The organism is Pseudescherichia sp. AS216 (assembly GCF_037152055.1).
GTDB lineage: Bacteria > Pseudomonadota > Gammaproteobacteria > Enterobacterales > Enterobacteriaceae > Pseudescherichia.
This window is the reverse complement of the sequence record NZ_JBBCMV010000003.1, coordinates 308,872-328,635: the sequence shown is the minus strand read 5'-3', so window position 1 is coordinate 328,635 and position 19,764 is coordinate 308,872. Positions and strand designations below refer to the sequence as shown.

The window sequence follows — 19,764 nt, the reverse complement described above, 5'->3', positions numbered from 1 at the left end:
TACCGTTTCCTACCCTACGTTCTTGCTTTTCTCACCCGCTCCGCATAGATCGCCAGCGTCTGCTGCAATACGTCCAGCGTCACCGGTTTCGACAGGCAGCTGTCCATGCCCGACTCCAGACAACGCTGCTTCTCTTCCGCCAGCGCGTTAGCCGTCACGCCCACCACCGGCAGGGTCAGCCCCAGCTGGCGAATGCGCTGCGTCAGGCGGTAGCCATCCATATTTGGCATGTTGACGTCGCTGAGAATAATGTCGATGTGGTTTTTGCTCAGCACGTTCAGGGCATCCACCCCGTCATTGGCGGTTTTGCACTGGTAGCCCAGGGAACCCAGCTGGTCGGCAAGCAGACGTCGGTTAATGGGATGATCGTCCACCACCAGAATCATCATGTCGTCATTGTAGGCATCCTGCGTCTCGGCAGAGAGCACCGGCGCGGTTTCGCTGGTGTCCACCTTGACGCTGTAGATACGCGCCAGCAGAGCCAGCAGCTCGTGCGGTGACGCCACGCTGTGCGTCCACTCGCCGGGCTTGCGCTCCTGCGGAATGCCGATATGCCGACGGCAGAAGATCACCGCCGCCCTGCCCTGCCAGGGCTGGTCGAGGGCGTCATCGGTCAGTAGCGTATCATCCGCGTCCGGGATCTGGCCCTCGTAGCGCTCGGTGCGAATGCCGTTGCGCGCCAGCAGCGACTCCACAAAGCTGCACAGGAAAGCGTTGCGGATCGCCAGCCAGCAGCGGGTGTTGGCCAGGCCGTCAACGTCAATCGCCTGCGGAGACTGGACGGAGTAGAGCGGGATACGCACCGTAAACTGGCTGCCCATTCCCGGCTCGGTATCCACGGAGATATCACCGTCCATCATGCTGATCAGCTTCTCACAGATAGCCAGCCCCAGCCCGGTGCCCTGGAAGTTGCGCTGCACTCCAGTTCCCACCTGGAAGAAGGGATCGAACAGGCGAACCACCTCTTTGGCCGGAATACCAACGCCGGTATCACGGACCTGAATAGAGAGATACTCCCCTGAGCGCTGCACGTGCAGCACGATGCAGCCCACGTCGGTAAATTTGATGGCGTTGCTCAGCAGGTTGGAGATCACCTGCTGCAGGCGCATCGGATCGCCCTCCATCATCACCGGCACGTCCGGCTCGATAAAGCAGTACAGCCCAAGCTGCTTACGCACCACCAGCGGCAGGTAGTTCGCGGTAATGTGGTTCATCACCTCGCGCGGGGAGAACTCTCGCGGCTCGATCTTCAGCTGCTCCGACTCGATTTTTGAGAAGTCGAGAATATCGCTGATGATCTTCAGCAGCAGGCTGGAGGAGTTGTTCATCGCCGTCACCAGCCGATCCACGCCTTTCGGCAGGGCCTTGGTTTGCAGCAGATCGAGGTTACCGATAATGCCGTAGAGCGGCGTGCGCAGCTCATGGCTAACGGTCGCCAGGAACATCGATTTCGACTGGCTCGCCTGCTCTGCCGCCTGGGCCATATCCTGCAGCGACTCCTCCATTTTTACGCGTGAGGAGACATCCACCAGCACGCAAATAGCCACGTTCTCATTGCGGTAGCGCGAATGGACAAAGCTAATCTGTAGGTTGGTGTTGTTGCTGGTGAGCACGTCAACAAAGTTGACCTGCTGACCGCAGATGATCTGCGTCAGCCGCTGCCGATCCTCGTGGGTCAGCATATTAAGGTAGTTGTGCGCCAGCTCGTTACTCAGAATGTTTGTGCCATCCTGGGTACGTAAAATACAGATCCCCACCGGCGCGGAGGCCACAATCTTGCGGTTGAACTGCTCATGCTCTTCAAGACGCTGGGCGTCCACCTCCGCCGGAATAAAGATGCGTCGCTCGTACATCCGCGCCAGGGTAAAGAGCGCAATCCCCACCAGCACGTTAAGCAGGACCGCGTTGAGGATCAGCATGCGGATATGCTCCAGCACCAAATCCACCGGCACCGAGTAAACCACGCTCAGCGATGAGGGTTGCAGGCTCTTCTTCAGCACCAGATCGCGGAAGCCAGAGGTGTAGCCAAACCAGGAGCGCTCCTGCATCCAACGCGGGTCGATCTCCGGCCGGTTGTCCGGCCCGGTCAGAGAGATCAGCGCATGGCCGTTCTCATCAAGAATGGTCACGCTTATCGGCAGCGTACCCGGGGTAAAGAAGTTATCCATGCGGATAGACTGCTCAACGCCCAGCAGCGCCTGCAGGCGGTTGGCCAGATAGACCGGCGTCAGGGCGTAGAAGTAACCGATGCCCGGACGCGCGCCCTGGCTTATCCAGAAGATGTTGTTGCCGCGCTCTTCCTGCGGGGCATTGCGGTACTTCATGATGCGCTCGTGCAGGTTTTTCAGAGCGCTTTCCCGCTCCAGCGGCACGTCGCGCAGGCCAAAGTCGGCCATGCAGAGGTTGGCGCTGCCGATTAAAAATACTCGATTGAGATCGTAGGCAGCGGAGAAGTTGTCCCGCCAGTAGCGCATAAACCACGCCAGCGACTCCAGCGAGCCGCGCCATGCGGTGCTCATTGCTGCGCAGTCAGAGTCTGGAAACAGCGGTTGAAAATCGGGAACGTCGTTCTGCGAATTCGGGGCGCGAGAGGCCATAATGCCGTTCTCTGCCGTCAGGCGGTTTTCCGCGATGTACTTAAGCTCTTTCATCACGTCTGAGGTGCGCTGAATATAGCGCTGGGCCTGATCGGAGCTGAGGTTGAACTCCTTGCGGATTTCAGACTCTTTCTGGTGCAGGGCGTTTACGATGTAGAACACCGAACAGAGAATAATCAGCAGCCAAAGCAGCAGCGCCAGCGCCCGAAACAGATAGCGTGAAACTTTGAGTGTAGTACGAAAAGAGACGAGGTATTTCAACGTGGCGATGCTCCGCCGTCAGGGTCACAAAAGGATGTCGATAAGGTAGCGGTAAAACGGGCAGACCGCAAAGAAAAAGGGCCGGATTGCCGGCCCTTTCATCAATGCTCAGAGTGACGGCGTAGAATTACTCTTCGCTATCGTCCGCTGCTTCATCGTCAGCTTCGGTTTCCGGCGCGATATCGTCATCGCCCTCGGCTACCGTACCGTCGATTGCGTCCAGCTCTTCGTCATCTACCGGCTCGGCCACGCGTTGCAGACCCACTACGTTCTCATCTTCCGCCGTGCGGATGAGGATCACGCCCTGGGTGTTACGCCCAACCACGCTGATCTCCGAGACGCGGGTACGCACCAGCGTACCGGCATCGGTGATCATCATGATCTGGTCGCAATCGTCGACCTGTACCGCGCCAACAACGGAGCCGTTGCGCTCGGTGACCTTGATGGAGATAACGCCCTGGGTACCGCGTGACTTGGTAGGGTACTCTTCCTGCGCCGTACGTTTACCGTAGCCGTTCTGGGTCACGGTCAGGATGGCACCTTCCCCACGAGGCACAATCAGAGAGACAACCTTATCAACGCCTGCCAGCTTGATACCGCGCACGCCGGTGGCCGTACGGCCCATTGCACGCACCGCATTATCTTTGAAGCGTACCACTTTACCGGCAGCAGAGAAGAGCATCACTTCGTCGGCGCCGGAGGTCAGGTCAACGCCAATCAGCTCATCGCCTTCGTTCAGGTTCACCGCAATGATCCCGGCCGAACGCGGACGGCTGAACTCGGTCAGCGCCGTTTTCTTCACCGTACCGCTGGCGGTTGCCATGAAGACGTTGACGCCCTCTTCATACTCGCGCACCGGCAGAATGGCGGTGATACGTTCGTTGGCTTCCAGCGGCAGCAGGTTGACGATCGGACGACCGCGCGCGCCACGGCTCGCTTCCGGCAGCTGATAGACCTTCATCCAGTAGAGCCGACCCCGGCTGGAGAAGCAGAGGATCGTGTCGTGGGTGTTGGCCACCAGCAGACGATCGATAAAGTCCTCTTCTTTAATACGGGCGGCCGATTTGCCTTTACCACCCCGACGTTGCGCTTCGTAATCCGTCAGCGGCTGATACTTCACGTAGCCCTGATGCGACAGGGTGACGACTACGTCTTCCTGGCTGATCAGATCTTCGATGTTGATATCGGCGCTGTTCGCAGTGATTTCGGTGCGACGCGCATCGCCAAACTGTTCACGAACCAGCTCCAGCTCTTCGCGGATCACTTCCATCAGGCGATCGGCGCTGCCCAGAATGCGCAGCAGCTCGGCGATCTGCTCCAGCAGCTCTTTGTATTCGTCGAGCAGTTTTTCATGCTCAAGGCCGGTCAGCTTCTGCAAACGCAGATCCAGAATCGCCTGTGCCTGCTGTTCCGTCAGGTAGTATTGACCGTCACGCACGCCGAATTCCGGTTCCAGCCACTCCGGACGCGCAGCGTCATCGCCCGCACGTTCGAGCATGGCAGAGACATTACCCAGCGCCCATGGACGGGCTACCAGGCCTGCTTTTGCTTCAGCCGGGGTCGGCGCATGGCGGATCAGCTCGATAATCGGGTCGATGTTCGCCAGCGCAATGGCCAGCGCTTCGAGGATGTGCGCGCGATCGCGGGCTTTACGCAGTTCGAAAATGGTACGACGGGTCACAACTTCACGACGGTGACGCACAAACGCGGAAAGAATATCTTTCAGGTTCATGATCTTCGGCTGGCCGTGGTGCAGTGCCACCATGTTGATACCGAAGGAGACCTGCAGCTGCGTCTGGGAGTAGAGGTTGTTTAGCACCACCTCGCCCACCGCGTCGCGTTTGATCTCAATCACGATGCGCATGCCGTCTTTATCGGACTCGTCGCGCAGGGCGCTGATGCCCTCGACGCGCTTGTCTTTCACCAGCTCGGCAATCTTCTCGATCAGGCGCGCTTTGTTCACCTGGTACGGAATTTCGTGCACGATGATGGTTTCACGACCGGTTTTCGCGTCGGCTTCCACTTCCGCGCGTGCGCGAATGTAGATTTTGCCGCGGCCGGTGCGATAGGCCTCTTCGATACCGCGACGACCGTTGATGATCGCCGCCGTCGGGAAGTCTGGCCCTGGAATGTGTTCCATCAGCCCTTCAACGCTGATGTTCTCATCGTCGATGTAGGCCAGGCAGCCGTTGATCACTTCCGTCAGGTTGTGTGGCGGAATGTTGGTGGCCATCCCTACTGCGATACCGGACGCGCCGTTGACCAGCAGGTTCGGGATTTTGGTTGGCATAACGTCTGGAATGCGTTCGGTTCCGTCGTAGTTATCAACGAAATCGACCGTCTCTTTTTCCAGATCGGCCATCAGCTCGTGGGCGATTTTCGACATACGGATTTCCGTATAACGCATCGCTGCGGCGGAGTCGCCGTCTACTGAGCCGAAGTTACCCTGGCCATCGACCAGCATATAACGCAGCGAAAACGGCTGCGCCATACGAACGATGGTGTCATACACCGCCGTATCCCCATGGGGATGGTATTTACCGATTACGTCACCAACGACACGGGCAGATTTTTTGTAGGCTTTATTCCAGTCATTGCCCAATACGTTCATGGCGTAAAGTACGCGACGGTGTACCGGTTTCAGGCCATCGCGGACGTCTGGCAGCGCACGGCCAACAATGACCGACATCGCATAGTCCAGATAGGAGCTCTTCAGCTCTTCCTCGATGTTAACCGGTGTAATTTCTCTCGCAAGGTCGCTCATCTAACCGCTATCCCTCTACTGTATCCCGGATTCAAAGGTCGCAAATTATAACACAGCCGACGTGATTCCGGTAAAGTAAACACCCCCGCCAATGCTTTATTGATACTTCTCTCCTGATATACTCAATGCACTGATTGATTAAGGAGTAAAAGCGCCCATGAATGCTGAAAAACCGCCGGTGGCTCAAAACGTTGACTATGAAGAGATCGCCAAATTTGAAGCCGTGGCGTCACGCTGGTGGGATACCGAAGGCGAGTTTAAACCGCTGCATCGTATCAACCCCCTGCGCCTGGGCTATATCGCCGAGCGCGTCGGCGGCCTGTTCGGCAAAAAAGTGCTGGACGTCGGCTGCGGCGGCGGCATCCTGGCCGAGAGCATGGCCCGGGAAGGCGCTAACGTCAGCGGCCTCGATATGGGCTTTGAGCCGCTGCAGGTTGCACGCCTGCACGCCCTCGAGTCCGGCATTCATGTCGACTACGTTCAGGAGACGGTAGAGGAACATGCGGCTAAGCATGCAGGAGAGTATGACGTCGTCACCTGCATGGAGATGCTGGAGCACGTCCCCGATCCGCAGTCGGTGGTTCACGCCTGCGCCCGCCTTGTTAAGCCAGGCGGCCACGTCTTCTTCTCGACGCTTAACCGCAGCGGCAAAGCCTGGCTGCTGGCGATTGTTGGCGCAGAGTACGTGTTGCGCATGGTGCCGAAAGGGACACATGACGTGAAGAAGTTTATTAAACCCGCCGAACTGATTAGCTGGATCGATCCTACTCCGCTGCAGGAGCGGCATATGATTGGCCTGCACTACAATCCGCTTAGCGATCGCTTTAAGCTGGCGCCAGGCGTTGACGTGAACTACATGCTGCACACCCAGGCAAAAAACAGCTAACGATATCTGAAAATGTGATGACAATTACGCAGCCTCATAAGCTGCGTAATTCACTTCCGCCAGTTCCGCGATGAAGATTTCAGCGTTCGATCACATTCACTTTTTTTTTTCACATGCGTTGACTTTCCTGTAGCCCTTATCGTTCGCGGACTTAGCGTTTATTACCTTTCCGCAACCGCAATTTAACCTCAAAATCAACTCTTGTACTGAAAAGAATCCAGACTAGAATACTCACCATATTGTGACGTTTTTATCAAACACCCCCTACATATAGTATTTATCCACAGGTTTAACCACAGTGTGAAAATGTGGATAAGCGGGGGATACTTTTTTCTTAAGGACAGGTACATGAATCAGAGTCTGCTGGTGACGAAGCGTGATGGTCGTACTGAACGCATCAATCTGGATAAAATCCACCGGGTGCTGGATTGGGCGGCAGAAGGGCTGAATAACGTATCGATCTCTCAGGTTGAACTGCGTTCCCACATTCAGTTCTACGACGGCATTAAAACGTCCGACATCCACGAAACCATTATCAAAGCCGCTGCGGATCTCATCTCCCGCGACGCGCCGGATTATCAATATCTGGCTGCCCGCCTTGCCATCTTCCACCTGCGTAAAAAAGCCTACGGCCAGTTTGAGCCGCCGGTGCTGATCGACCACGTACGCAAAATGATTGAGCTGGGCAAATACGATAGTCATCTGCTGGAAGACTACACGGAAGAAGAGTTCCAGCAGATGGACGGTTTCATCCAGCACGACCGCGACCTGACCTTCTCCTATGCGGCAGTGAAGCAGCTGGAAGGTAAATACCTGGTTCAGAACCGCGTGACCGGCGAAATCTACGAGAGCGCCCAGTTCCTCTACATTCTGGTTGCCGCGTGCCTGTTCTCTAACTATCCGCGCGACACCCGTCTGGACTACGTAAAGCGTTTCTATGACGCGGTCTCGACCTTTAAGATCTCGCTGCCGACGCCGATCATGTCCGGCGTGCGTACCCCAACTCGCCAGTTCAGCTCCTGCGTGCTGATCGAGTGCGGCGACAGCCTGGACTCCATCAACGCCACCTCCAGCGCGATTGTGAAGTATGTCTCCCAGCGCGCCGGTATCGGCATCAACGCTGGCCGCATCCGCGCGCTCGGCAGCCCGATCCGCGGCGGTGAAGCGTTCCACACCGGCTGTATTCCGTTCTACAAGCACTTCCAGACCGCGGTGAAGTCCTGCTCCCAGGGCGGCGTGCGCGGCGGTGCGGCTACCCTCTTCTACCCGATGTGGCATCTGGAAGTTGAGAGCCTGCTGGTGCTGAAAAACAACCGTGGCGTCGAGGGTAACCGCGTTCGTCACATGGACTACGGCGTACAGATCAACAAGCTGATGTACACCCGTCTGCTGAAGGGCCAGGATATCACCCTCTTCAGCCCGTCCGATGTGCCAGGGCTGTACGATGCCTTCTTTGCCGATCAGGACGAGTTTGAGCGCCTGTACGTGCAGTATGAGCAGGATGAGAGCATCCGTAAGCAGCGCGTGAAGGCCGTTGAGCTCTTCTCGCTGATGATGCAGGAGCGTGCCTCTACCGGCCGTATCTACATTCAGAACGTGGACCACTGCAACACCCACAGCCCGTTCGATCCGGCTGTTGCGCCGGTGCGCCAGTCCAACCTGTGTCTGGAGATCGCCCTGCCGACCAAACCGCTGATGGACGTCAACGACGAGAACGGCGAAATCGCGCTCTGCACGCTGTCGGCGTTCAACCTCGGCGCAATTAACAGCCTGGACGAGCTGGAAGAGCTGGCGGTGCTGGCGGTACGTGCTCTGGATGCGCTGCTGGACTATCAGGACTACCCGATCCCGGCCGCAAAACGCGGGGCAATGGGCCGCCGTACGCTGGGTATTGGCGTGATCAACTACGCCTACTGGCTGGCGAAAAACGGCAAGCGCTACTCCGACGGCAGCGCCAACAACCTGACCCACCAGACCTTTGAAGCCATTCAGTACTTCCTGCTGAAAGCGTCTAACGAGCTGGCGAAAGAGCAAGGCGCGTGCCCGTGGTTCAACGAAACCACCTATGCCCAGGGTATCCTGCCGATCGACACCTATAAAAAGGATCTCGACGGCATTACCACCGAGGCGCTGCACTACAACTGGGAAGCGCTGCGTCAGTCCATTCAGACCCACGGCCTGCGTAACTCCACGCTCTCCGCGCTGATGCCGTCTGAGACCTCGTCGCAGATCTCTAACGCCACCAACGGCATTGAGCCGCCGCGCGGCCACGTGAGCATCAAAGCGTCGAAAGACGGGATCCTGCGCCAGGTGGTGCCGGACTATGAGCACCTGAAAAACAACTATGAGCTGCTGTGGGAGATGCCGAACAACGACGGTTACCTCCAGCTGGTGGGCATCATGCAGAAGTTTATCGACCAGTCGATCTCTGCTAACACCAACTACGATCCGTCCCGCTTCCCGTCTGGCAAAGTGCCGATGCAGCAGCTGCTGAAGGATCTGCTCACTGCCTATAAGTTTGGCGTCAAGACCCTGTACTATCAGAACACCCGCGACGGTGCGGAAGATGCGCAGGACGATATGGTGCCTTCTATTCAGGACGACGGCTGCGAAAGCGGCGCATGTAAGATTTAATAAATTGCCCGGCGGCGCAAAGCTTGCCGGGCCTACGGATTAGGTTTTGTAGGCCGGGTAAGCGAAGCACCACCCGGCGTATAACGGCAGGACAGGAAACATTCGCATGGCATACACCACCTTTTCACAGACGAAGAACGATCAGCTGAAAGAGCCGATGTTTTTTGGCCAGTCGGTCAACGTCGCCCGCTACGATCAGCAAAAATATGACATCTTTGAAAAGCTAATTGAGAAACAGCTCTCCTTCTTCTGGCGTCCGGAAGAGGTTGACGTCTCGCGGGATCGCATCGACTTCCAGGCGCTGCCGGAGCATGAAAAGCACATCTTCCTCAGCAACCTGAAATATCAGACGCTGCTGGACTCCATTCAGGGCCGTAGCCCAAACGTGGCCCTGCTGCCGCTGATCTCTATCCCTGAGCTGGAGACATGGGTCGAAACCTGGGCATTTTCCGAGACCATCCACTCTCGCTCCTACACCCATATCATTCGTAATATCGTTAACGATCCGGCAATCGTCTTCGACGATATCGTCACCAACGAGCAGATCCTCAAGCGAGCGGAAGGTATCTCTCACTTCTATGACGATCTGATCCAGCTAACCAGCTACTGGCACCTGCTGGGCGAAGGGACGCATACCGTCAACGGCCAGACCGTTACCGTGAACCTGCGCGAGCTGAAAAAGAAACTCTACCTCTGCCTGATGAGCGTGAACGCGCTGGAAGCGATCCGCTTCTACGTCAGCTTCGCCTGCTCCTTCGCCTTCGCCGAGCGCGAGCTGATGGAGGGCAACGCCAAGATCATTCGCCTGATCGCCCGTGACGAAGCCCTGCACCTGACCGGCACCCAGCATATGCTGAACCTGCTGCGCAGCGGCGTGGACGATCCGGAGATGGCGGAAATTGCAGAAGAGTGCAAGCAGGCCTCGTACGATCTCTTCGTGCAGGCGGCAGTGCAGGAGAAAGAGTGGGCGGAGTATCTCTTCCAGGGCGGCTCGATGATCGGCCTGAACAAAGATATTCTCTGCCAGTACGTAGAGTACATCACCAATATCCGCATGCAGGCAGTGGGTCTGGATCTGCCGTTCCAAACCCGCTCCAACCCGATCCCGTGGATCAACACCTGGCTGGTCTCTGACAACGTGCAGGTGGCACCGCAGGAGGTTGAGGTGAGCTCTTACCTGGTCGGGCAGATCGATTCGGAAGTTAACACCGACGATCTCAGCGACTTCCAGCTCTAATGGGTGCGGTGACGCTGCGCATCACTGGCGCACAGCTGCTGTGCCAGGATGAACATCCGTCGCTGCTGGCGGCGTTAGAGTTCCACAAGGTTAACGTAGAGTATCAGTGCCGGCAGGGCTACTGCGGCTCCTGCCGCACCCGGCTGATTGCTGGTCAGGTTGAGTGGCTCACCGAGCCGCTGGCCTTTATCCAGGCCGGGGAGATCCTCCCCTGCTGCTGTCGCGCCATGGGCGATATTGAACTCGACCTGTAGTTGGCGACCAGAAAATATAAAAAATCCCTGAGCACACACATGTTCAGGGATAAATTTCCGGGTTGACATCACTCACGCCGGAATAGCTAACTCTCCGTTATTTTCTCAGGGCAGCGCTGGAGTTCACTGACTCTGTAATAGATTGGCGTAATATCAACATAGTTAATGATATAGCCGCTTCCCCTGACGTTGGCGATGAAATCATCAGGTAATCCCAGCAGGCTGAGCCGACGATTGAGGTTTCTTAATACCTGCCACAGGCGCTGGCTCGATGGCACCAGATCGTTCTCTTCCCACACCACGCGCAGCAGCTCCTCGCGCGGCACCGTCGCATGACGACCATGCTGTAAAAGATAGACAAACAGATGCAGCATCGTATGGTTAAATAATACCGAGCCAAAGATAAATGATTTATCGGCGCTTCCCTGCGGCAGGCGATAAAGCCTTCGGTTTTCAATCTCGAAGTGAATTTCTTTGCCTATTACGTAACCGTATAGCCGATATCCCATCGTATCTTTACTCATATCTCTTAAAACTGTCCGTAGAGTGCCGTTCGATCCTTATTTCATAAGCCGCACTGATAATAAGAACGATTATATGGCGATAGTGAATACTTTCAACATACAGCCCGGCGCTTATTTTTACACGCCGAGATGCATGTAAATAAATTATTGTTCGACGTTAACAGCAATATTTAGCGTTAAATAGTGAAAAAAGGTAAACAGAGAGTCGCACTGGGTCATCCAGGATCGTCGCGCGGATCATCAACATAATCTATTGATTTTACATGATTAATAAGAACTAAATGCTACCGCAACCTTACCTGTTTCCTGGATATAAAAAAAGGGCCTTGCGGCCCGCTTGGTTCTTTTTATCAAAAGAGTAGATAGAATATGTGGATCTAACCTTGTTTCCGTTCACTTTGAACACTCTGCTTATCTGAAAATACCGTACACGTGAACGTGCCAGGGTGGCTCGCCGCCACCACCCTGGCGACCCGGGCTCCCGGCAGGGAAAATCGCCGCTGCGCGGGTGCCTCGGCTTATCCCTTCCGGCTTTCGGGTCGGGCGTGAGGTAACTTCCCTGTAAAGCACGCCCTCAGCCCGCATCCATGCGGGCTGCCCCGGCCTGAAGTGAACGCCTCGGCGATTTTCAGCCGGACCCAATACCTCGCTTTGATACAGAGCCTACAGCGATTTCGTTGTTGCTGTGGAGTGCAGTCTAACAGCACGGGTGTTGAGTCCCCCGCTGAAACCGGCGAACCGGAGACCGGTTGACAAGGACTGGACGCCAGGGAGGGCGGCCAGAGGCGAAACGAGACACGACGTCGAGTCGAGCCGGCCGTCGGTCAGCCGGGCGGGAGGTGAGCGCAGTGCGTAGCACCGGTTTCCCCGCGGGGCCGCGGGGATCGATAAGGGGGCCGCGGTGGCCCCCTTATCCCGTTCACGTGTGACACTCGTTATATGTTCTTCCCTACATGAGGTGAGCGGAACACATACGCAAAAGCCACATATTTATTTATAAACAATGCATTACATGATAATCATTATGATCTCTGTTTAGTACTTATTAACGACGCGCCAGCATCTCCGCATGGTGCCGTTTTTCACCGAACATCACCACAATCAGCAGCAATACTGCCAGCACGCTTCCGCCGATCATCACCATAAAGCCACCATCCCAGCCGAAGAAGTCAACCGTATAACCTACGATGGCGCTCGCCGCTACCGAACCGCCCAGGTAACCAAACAGGCCGGTAAAGCCAGCCGCTGTGCCTGCCGCTTTTTTCGGGGCCAGCTCCAGGGCATGCAGACCAATCAGCATCACCGGGCCATAGATAAGGAAGCCGATAACAATCATGCAGGCCATATCCACGCCTGGGTTGCCCGCTGGGTTAAGCCAGTACACCACGGTCGCAATAGTTACCAGCGTCATAAAGAACACGCCCGTTGCACCACGGTTACCTTTGAACACCTTATCCGACATCCAGCCGCACAGCAGGGTGCCAGGGATCCCCGCATATTCATAGAGGAAGTAGGCCCAGGAGGATTTATCCAGCGCAAAATGCTTCACCTCACGCAGGTAGGTCGGCGACCAGTCGAGGATGCCGTAACGCAGCAGATAGACAAAGACGTTGGCTATCGCGATGTACCACAGCAGCTTGTTAGGCAGGACATACTTCATGAAGATCTGTTTAGCGGTCAGCTCCTCTTCGTGCTGTTCGCTGTAGTCATCAGGATAGTCGTTTTTGTACTCTTCAATAGGCGGCAGCCCCTGAGACTGCGGCGTATCACGCATCAGCGCAAAGGCAATGATTGCCACCACAATCGCACCGAACGCCGGCATATAGAGCGCGGCTTTCCAGTCGTTGAACCAGGCCATCCCTAGCAGGAACAGCAGAGGCGGGATACCGCCGCCCACGTTATGCGCGCAGTTCCACACCGAGACAATGCCGCCACGCTCTTTCTGCGACCACCAGTGAACCATAGTACGTCCGCACGGCGGCCATCCCATTCCCTGGAACCAACCGCACAGGAAAAGCAGGACAAACATCACGGCAATGCTCGACGTCGCCCAGGGCACGAAGCCCATAAACAGCATCACCGCCGCCGCCAGAATCAGACCGGCAGGGAGGAAAACGCGTGGATTAGAGCGATCCGATACTGAGCCCATAATGAACTTGGAGAAACCGTAGGCAATGGAGATGCCCGACAGCGCGAATCCGAGATCGCCGCGTGAGAACCCCTGCTCCACCAGATAGGGCATGGCGAGGGCGAAGTTTTTACGCACCAGATAGTACGCCGCGTAGCCAAAGAAGATGCCGATAAAGATTTGCCAGCGCAAACGGCGGTAGAGGGGATCAATTTCTGCTTTTCCCAGGCGCGCCTGATGTGGCGCTGGTTTAAAGATACTGAGCATGTAGCCTCCGTGGCCAACGATTAAATTTGTAGGGTTTAAGTGTCTCACCACTCCAGCGAGGCGGCGATGTTAAGGAATATCGGTCATTGTTACTGTGAATTCACGCACAGATTGTTACAGAAATATGACAGGATGCGCAAAAAAGCGCATTAACCCACAAATTAGCTTTCGAATCACGCTCGTTAGTGCTCGAAATCAAACAAAAATCTGATTCTCCATGGCTAAATGATAAAAAAACGAACATGAGGGCAGAGAATGAGTGTTCACGATCCTCACTATAGCGATGTGATTGTCATTGGCGGCGGCGCGACCGGGGCGGGCATAGCACGCGACTGTGCTCTGCGCGGGCTAAACGTTGTGCTGGTCGAGCGCCATGACATTGCTACCGGCGCCACCGGGCGCAATCACGGCCTGCTGCACAGCGGCGCACGCTATGCGGTTACCGATAATGAATCCGCCCGCGAGTGCATTGCCGAAAACCAGATCCTCAAACGCATCGCCCGCCACTGTGTAGAACCCACCGACGGGCTGTTCATTACCCTTCCCGAAGACGATCTCGCGTTTCAGCACACCTTTATTACCGCCTGCATCTCGGCGGGTATTGATGCCAAAGCCATCGATCCTCTTCTCGCTCGTCGGCTGGAGCCTGCCGTCAACCCGGCACTGATTGGCGCGGTTAAGGTCCCGGACGGCACCGTCGATCCCTTTCGACTCACGGCGGCTAATATGCTGGATGCCCAGGAGCATGGGGCGCGTATCCTGACGGGCCATGAGGTCACCGGCCTGATTCGTCAGGGAGATCGCGTGTGCGGCGTGCGGCTCTTTAATACGCACTATCGTGAGCACAGCGAACGGTATGCCAGCGTCGTGGTTAACGCGGCGGGTATCTGGGGGCAGCGCATTGCCGATTATGCCGATCTCGCTATTCGGATGTTCCCGGCTAAAGGATCGCTGCTGATCCTCGATCATCGCATTAATCACCATGTGATCAACCGCTGCCGTAAACCTGCCGACGCCGACATTCTGGTGCCCGGTGATACCATTTCGTTAATTGGCACCACCTCAACCCGCATTGACTATAGCGAGATCGACGCCAACCGGGTCACGCCTGAAGAGGTCGATATTCTGCTGCGCGAGGGTGAGAAACTGGCTCCCATAATGGGTAGAACGCGCATCTTGCGCGCCTATGCCGGGGTGCGCCCGCTGGTGGCAAGCGATGATGATCCGACCGGGCGCAGCGTCAGCCGCGGCATTGTGCTGCTCGACCATGCCCAACGCGACGGGCTGGAGGGGTTTATCACCATTACCGGCGGGAAGCTGATGACCTATCGCCTAATGGCCGAGTGGGCGACCGACGCCGTGTGCCGCAAGCTTAACCATAGCGTTCCCTGCACCACCGCCCGCGATCCGTTGCCTGGCTCACGGGAGCCGATCGACACCGCACGGAAGACCCTCTCACTCCCCGCTCCGCTGCGCGGCTCGGCCCTCTATCGCCACGGCGATCGCGTTTCCGCCTGGCCTGAGGAGACGCGCCACAGCCGCAGCCTGGTGTGCGAGTGCGAGGCCGTCACCGCCGGGGAGGTGCAGTATGCAGTTGAACATCTTAACGTGCGCTCTCTGCTCGATCTGCGCCGCCGAACCCGCATCGGAATGGGGACCTGCCAGGGTGAGCTGTGCGCCTGCCGTGCCGCGGGGCTGCTCAACCGTCTCAGCGTTACCAATGAGATGCAGACCCTGAGCCAGCTGTCGCAGTTTCTTAACGAGCGCTGGAAAGGCATCCATCCCGTGGCCTGGGGTGATGCGCTGCGGGAGAGCGAATTTACCCGCTGGGTCTACATGGGACTATGCGGGCTGGAAAAGGAGGAGCCAGATGAACTTTGATACGGTAATTATCGGCGGCGGGCTGGCAGGCTTACTGTGCGGCATAACGCTCACGGCACACGGCCAGCGCGTTGCTATCGTCAGTCGGGGAAGGAGCGCGCTCAGCTTCTCCTCTGGCTCGCTGGATCTGCTCTCCCACCTGCCCAACGGCGAGGCAGTAACGGATCTCCATACCGGCCTGGCGAGGCTGGCGGATCTGGCCCCGATGCACCCCTATGCTCTGCTGGGGCCTGAGCGGGTGATCGAGTATGCGCGGGAAGCCCAGCGCCTGCTGGCCAACAGTGGCCTGGTGATGCAGGGCCACATAGAAAAGCCCCATTTTCGCGTAACGCCGCTGGGCAGAGTGCGCCCCGCGTGGCTTAGTCCGCAGGAGGTACCGGTTGCGCCATCGCCGGGCGTGCATGTTGGCATCATCGGTATTGAAGGCTTCCTCGACTTTCAGCCAGCGCTTGCCGCTGCCGGGCTGCGCAGGCTGGGCGTTACCGCCACTGCCCACGAAATGAGCCTCCCTGCCCTCGACATTCTGCGTGACAACCCAAGCGAATTCCGTGCCGTCACTATCGCCCGGGTGCTCGACGATGAGGCGCAGTTTGCCCCGCTCTGCGACGCGCTGCACGCTTTAAGCCAGGAGCATGATGTGCTCTGGCTGCCTGCCTGCTTTGGCCTGACGGATAACCGCGTCTGGACTCGCCTGAATGAAGCATTACCCGGCAAGGTGCAGCTTCTGCCTACGCTTCCGCCGTCGGTATTCGGCATGCGGATGCAGACGCTGCTCCAGCGGCAGTTTATTAAAAACGGCGGCATCTGGCTGCCGGGCGATGAGGTGCTGAACACCACCGTTAGCGCGGGTCGGGTCAACGCATTGTGGACGCGCAGGCATGAGGATATTCCTCTGCGTCCACGTCATGTGGTGCTGGCCAGCGGCAGCTTCTTCAGCAACGGCTTGATTGCTGAACGCCAGGGCATTCGCGAGGCGGTGCTGGGGTTAGAGGTCCAGCAGCCTGAGAGAGGCAACTGGACTCGCGACGATCTGTTTGCTGCCCAACCGTGGCAGCATGCTGGCGTACGTACCGACAATACGCTGCGCGGCTGGCAAAACGGCGAACGGCTTGAAAATCTCTACGTTGCCGGTTCGGTGCTGGGCGGTTTCGATGCCATTACCCAGGGATGCGGCGGCGGTGTCTGCGCCGTAACAGCATTACACACGGCGCGGCAGATCTGCGCCAGGGAGGATCTGCAATGAGCATGACGCAATTTGAGAGCTGTATAAAGTGTACTGTCTGCACCACCGCCTGTCCGGTAAGCCAGGTGAACCCGGCCTACAGCGGCCCTAAACAGGCTGGCCCAGACGGGGAGCGCCTGCGGCTAAAGGATCCGGCCCTGTTTGATGAGTCGCTAAGCTACTGTACTAACTGCAAACGCTGTGAAACCGCCTGCCCTTCCGGGGTCAACATTGGCGATATTATTCAGCGCGCCCGCGCGCAGTATGCCCAACCTAAAAACGGGCTGCGCAATACCCTGCTCAGCCACACCGATCTGCTCGGCACGCTCTCTTCCCCGATCGCACCGCTGGTGAATGCCACCACGGGACTCAAACCGGTGCGCCAGCTGCTCGACAAGGTACTTCATATTGATCACCGCCGGACGCTGCCCAAATATGCCCGGGGCACCTTTCGCCACTGGTATCGCCGGCAGGCCAAGTGTCAGGCAGCCTACCCTGAGCAGGTGGCCTTTTTTCACGGCTGCTATGTGAACTACAACCACCCCCAGTTAGGGAAAGATGTCGTGAAGGTGGCTAATGCGCTGGGGATCGGCGTGCAATTGCTGGATAGGGAGCGATGCTGCGGCGTCCCGCTGATGGCAAACGGCTTCTATGATAAAGCTAAAAAGCAGGCAAGGGTGAACCTGCGCGCCCTGGAGCAGGCCATTGTCGATAACGGTCTGACAACGATAGCGACCTCATCAACTTGTACCCTCACGCTGCGCGATGAGTATCCGCACCTGCTGGATCTGCCCAACGCCCAAATGCGGTCGCATATCGACCTTGCTACGCGCTGGCTGTGGCGCAGGCTAGACGAGGGACGCACCCTGCCGCTGCGAACGCTACCGTTGACGGTGGCCTACCATACCCCATGCCATATGGAGAAGATGGGCTGGACGCTCTACAGCCTGGAGCTGCTGCGGAAAATCCCGGGGGTGAACGTCATCGTGCTGGATTCTCAGTGCTGCGGCATTGCCGGAACCTACGGTTTTAAAGCCGAGAACTACCCCACCTCGCAGGCAATTGGTGCGCCGCTGTTTCAGCAGATTGAAGCGAGCGGCGCAGACATTGTGGTGACCGACTGCGAAACCTGCAAATGGCAGATAGAGATGTCCACCTCCAAACGCTGTGAACATCCCATTACTCTGCTGGCGCAGGCGCTGGCAGAGTAGCCAAAAGCCAGATTAGTCAACAAACAGCGAGTCGACGACGTTGACCCAGCCGTGCTCACTGGCGACATCTTTACCGCTGAGCCAGCGGCGCAGCATGTTCAGGGCCATCATCGCACACACTTCCTGGCGCAGCGCCACGCCGTGGCGTCCGGTAGCGAACCTCACTCGCAGCGCGTGGGTGCCCTGCGGCGTGGCGAGGGCAAAGTTAATATGCTCCTCGTCCAGCCCACCGACGGTCAAGGCCAGCCCGGCCAGATGACGGTTACGTAGCTCGGCTGCCCAGCGCGCGGTCTGCTCCAGCGTGTCGGCCTGGAACGGCAGCACCTCGCTCGCCAGTAGCGGGGCGGAAGCGCGGGAGAGCTGTAGCGCCAGCAGGCCGCTGGTAAACTGCTCGCTAACGGTCAGGCTCAGCTGCTGCTCACGCATCTTCTCCGCCAGCAGCGCCGGTAGCCCCTGGGTACCTTCAAAGATCAGGCTCTCGCCAGCGACGCGCTGCACCTCTGGCCACAGCGCCTCCATGGCTTCACGCTGCTCCGCCGGGCCGGTCAGCTTCAGCTCGATGATCGGCATGGATGAGCGGTAGCCCATCACCACCCCCTCCGGCAGCTGGAGATGATCGAGGCTCTGGGCCAGATCGCTCTCAGAGCGGCCAAAGGTAGTCAGGCGCAGGCAGACTGGCGGTGACGGCAGGCTAAAGCGCTCCCGCAGGCGCGGCAGGATCTCCTGCTGCACCATCACCTTGAACTCAGAGGGGACACCCGGTGTAAAGAACATCAGGCAGCGGTTGAGCTTGATGGCAAAGCCGCAGGCAGTGCCCACCGGATTATCAATCAGCTCCGCGCTGGCCGGGATCTCCGCCTGCTTGCGGTTGCTGGGCGCCATCACGCGCCCGCGCTCAGTGAAGAAGCGCTCCATGTGGCTCAGCCACGCCTCATGCAGCACCAGCCCTTCGCCCGCAGCGGTAGCCGCCGCCAGCGCACTGAGATCGTCGCTGGTCGGGCCCAGGCCACCGTTAACAATTAAGATATCAGCGTGCTCGCTACGCTCGCGCAGAATAGCAACCAGATCGTTAAGGCTGTCGCCCACGGTGTTGCGGCGCGTCAGCGGCAGCCCTTCGGTGAAAAACAGATCGGCAAGCCATGCAGCGTTAGTATCCACAATCTGGCCGTGCAGGACTTCATCCCCGGTAGACAGCATTTCCACATTTATCATTGGTATCTCCGTACTCTCCCTTACCTGTTGTGGGAGTACTATAACGCATGGAGAAGCAAATAGCGGCAGGATCCAGCAGGAGAAAAGGCGCGACAGACCGCCGCGCCGGAGGATTAGAAGCTGGCGTTCACCCCAACATAGGGGCCATCGGCCAGCGCATTGTCGCGATTGCCGTCTTTACCCGCCAGGTTCAGGTAACGATAGCCCGCTTCAATACTCAGCGGACGCATGATGGTCCAGCGCGCACCGGCGTTGGCTTCCTGATAGCTGTCGATACCGCTGGAGAGCGAGTCCGGAGAGTAGTAGTACTCGCCAAACAGGCGGAAGCTGTCGCCGATCGGCCACTGCAGGCCGCCGCCTACCGCTGCGGCATAGCCCTCGTCACCGTCGTTCGGATTGGTATAGATGCCCTTACCGCCAACGGTCGCCAGCAGCGGCCCGAGCGGCAGGTTAAGGCCCAGCCCCAGACCGGCGGCGTCGCCGTCATCATCGCTGTGCGTCCAGTTGCCGCTCAGCGCCAGGCCGCTGGTTTCCGTGCCAAATCCGGCCGCCAGGTTGGTGTAGTGCTCACCTGCCTGACCGCTGAGGCTCAGCGCGCTGGCCGATGCCGATACCAGCATCAGGCTGGCTACTCCCCACAAAATTCTTTTATCCATTGCCCTTTTCCATACAAAAAATGTAATACG

Annotated in this window: 13 protein-coding genes; 7 read left to right on the top strand and 6 right to left on the bottom strand. The window is 57.7% G+C overall.

The window, feature by feature from the left end; translation table 11 throughout:
• Positions 1 to 14: 14 nt before the first annotated feature.
• The gene (gene rcsC, locus WFN61_RS10865; protein WP_144817021.1) at positions 15 to 2,858 is read right to left on the bottom strand and encodes a two-component system sensor histidine kinase RcsC; all 2,844 of its coding nucleotides are present in this window, start codon (positions 2,856 to 2,858) and stop codon (positions 15 to 17) included.
• Positions 2,859 to 2,985: 127 nt separating this feature from the next.
• Positions 2,986 to 5,622 carry a DNA topoisomerase (ATP-hydrolyzing) subunit A gene (gene gyrA, locus WFN61_RS10860; protein WP_337038674.1) on the bottom strand — a complete coding sequence of 879 codons (2,637 nt, stop codon included), beginning with the start codon at positions 5,620 to 5,622 and terminating at the stop codon, positions 2,986 to 2,988.
• A gap of 157 nt (positions 5,623 to 5,779) precedes the next feature.
• Between gyrA and ubiG the strand changes: the two genes are divergently transcribed.
• From ubiG to yfaE, 4 genes are all read left to right on the top strand, one after another.
• The gene (gene ubiG / locus WFN61_RS10855) at positions 5,780 to 6,508 is read left to right on the top strand and encodes a bifunctional 2-polyprenyl-6-hydroxyphenol methylase/3-demethylubiquinol 3-O-methyltransferase UbiG (protein WP_257758154.1); all 729 of its coding nucleotides are present in this window, start codon (positions 5,780 to 5,782) and stop codon (positions 6,506 to 6,508) included.
• Positions 6,509 to 6,856: 348 nt separating this feature from the next.
• On the top strand, positions 6,857 to 9,142 hold the full coding sequence (gene nrdA / locus WFN61_RS10850) for a class 1a ribonucleoside-diphosphate reductase subunit alpha (RefSeq protein ID WP_144817014.1): 2,286 nt from the start codon (positions 6,857 to 6,859) through the stop codon (positions 9,140 to 9,142).
• A 106-nt stretch (positions 9,143 to 9,248) separates the two neighbouring features.
• A complete protein-coding gene (gene nrdB, locus WFN61_RS10845) occupies positions 9,249 to 10,379 on the top strand; it encodes a class Ia ribonucleoside-diphosphate reductase subunit beta (protein WP_144817011.1) in 1,131 nt (376 codons plus the stop codon).
• Positions 10,379 to 10,633: a class I ribonucleotide reductase maintenance protein YfaE gene (gene yfaE / locus WFN61_RS10840; RefSeq protein WP_144817009.1), complete on the top strand. Its 255-nt coding sequence runs from the start codon at positions 10,379 to 10,381 to the stop codon at positions 10,631 to 10,633. Before nrdB ends, yfaE begins: the two co-directional genes overlap by 1 nt.
• 86 nt (positions 10,634 to 10,719) lie before the next feature.
• Here yfaE and WFN61_RS10835 read toward each other — a convergent pair whose 3' ends face one another.
• Together WFN61_RS10835 and glpT are read right to left on the bottom strand one after the other, a co-directional pair.
• Positions 10,720 to 11,157 (bottom strand): winged helix-turn-helix domain-containing protein, encoded by a 438-nt coding sequence (locus tag WFN61_RS10835; protein ID WP_308219175.1) that lies wholly within the window; start codon positions 11,155 to 11,157, stop codon positions 10,720 to 10,722.
• Between the two features lie 1,045 nt (positions 11,158 to 12,202).
• Positions 12,203 to 13,552, bottom strand: a complete 1,350-nt coding sequence (glpT, locus tag WFN61_RS10830; protein ID WP_144817007.1) for a glycerol-3-phosphate transporter — start codon at positions 13,550 to 13,552, stop codon at positions 12,203 to 12,205.
• Between the two features lie 255 nt (positions 13,553 to 13,807).
• On the opposite strand from glpT, the gene glpA reads away from it, so the two are divergent.
• From glpA to glpC, 3 genes are read left to right on the top strand one after another with little or no spacing between them, the layout of a single operon-like run.
• Complete coding sequence (glpA, locus tag WFN61_RS10825; protein ID WP_337038673.1) at positions 13,808 to 15,433, top strand: anaerobic glycerol-3-phosphate dehydrogenase subunit A; 1,626 nt, start codon at positions 13,808 to 13,810, stop codon at positions 15,431 to 15,433.
• Positions 15,423 to 16,676: a glycerol-3-phosphate dehydrogenase subunit GlpB gene (glpB, locus tag WFN61_RS10820; protein ID WP_337038672.1), complete on the top strand. Its 1,254-nt coding sequence runs from the start codon at positions 15,423 to 15,425 to the stop codon at positions 16,674 to 16,676. The genes glpA and glpB overlap by 11 nt, the downstream gene beginning before the upstream one ends.
• Positions 16,673 to 17,866 (top strand): anaerobic glycerol-3-phosphate dehydrogenase subunit GlpC, encoded by a 1,194-nt coding sequence (gene glpC / locus WFN61_RS10815; RefSeq protein ID WP_337038671.1) that lies wholly within the window; start codon positions 16,673 to 16,675, stop codon positions 17,864 to 17,866. The genes glpB and glpC overlap by 4 nt, the downstream gene beginning before the upstream one ends.
• Before the next feature lie 12 nt (positions 17,867 to 17,878).
• On the opposite strand, the gene WFN61_RS10810 is transcribed toward glpC, so the two are convergent.
• Both WFN61_RS10810 and WFN61_RS10805 read right to left on the bottom strand, forming a co-directional pair.
• Complete coding sequence (locus WFN61_RS10810; RefSeq protein ID WP_337038670.1) at positions 17,879 to 19,078, bottom strand: nicotinamide mononucleotide deamidase-related protein YfaY; 1,200 nt, start codon at positions 19,076 to 19,078, stop codon at positions 17,879 to 17,881.
• 113 nt (positions 19,079 to 19,191) lie between these two features.
• Positions 19,192 to 19,734, bottom strand: coding sequence for a YfaZ family outer membrane protein (locus WFN61_RS10805; RefSeq protein ID WP_144816996.1), 543 nt, complete (start codon positions 19,732 to 19,734; stop codon positions 19,192 to 19,194).
• Between the last annotated feature and the right edge of the window lie 30 nt (positions 19,735 to 19,764).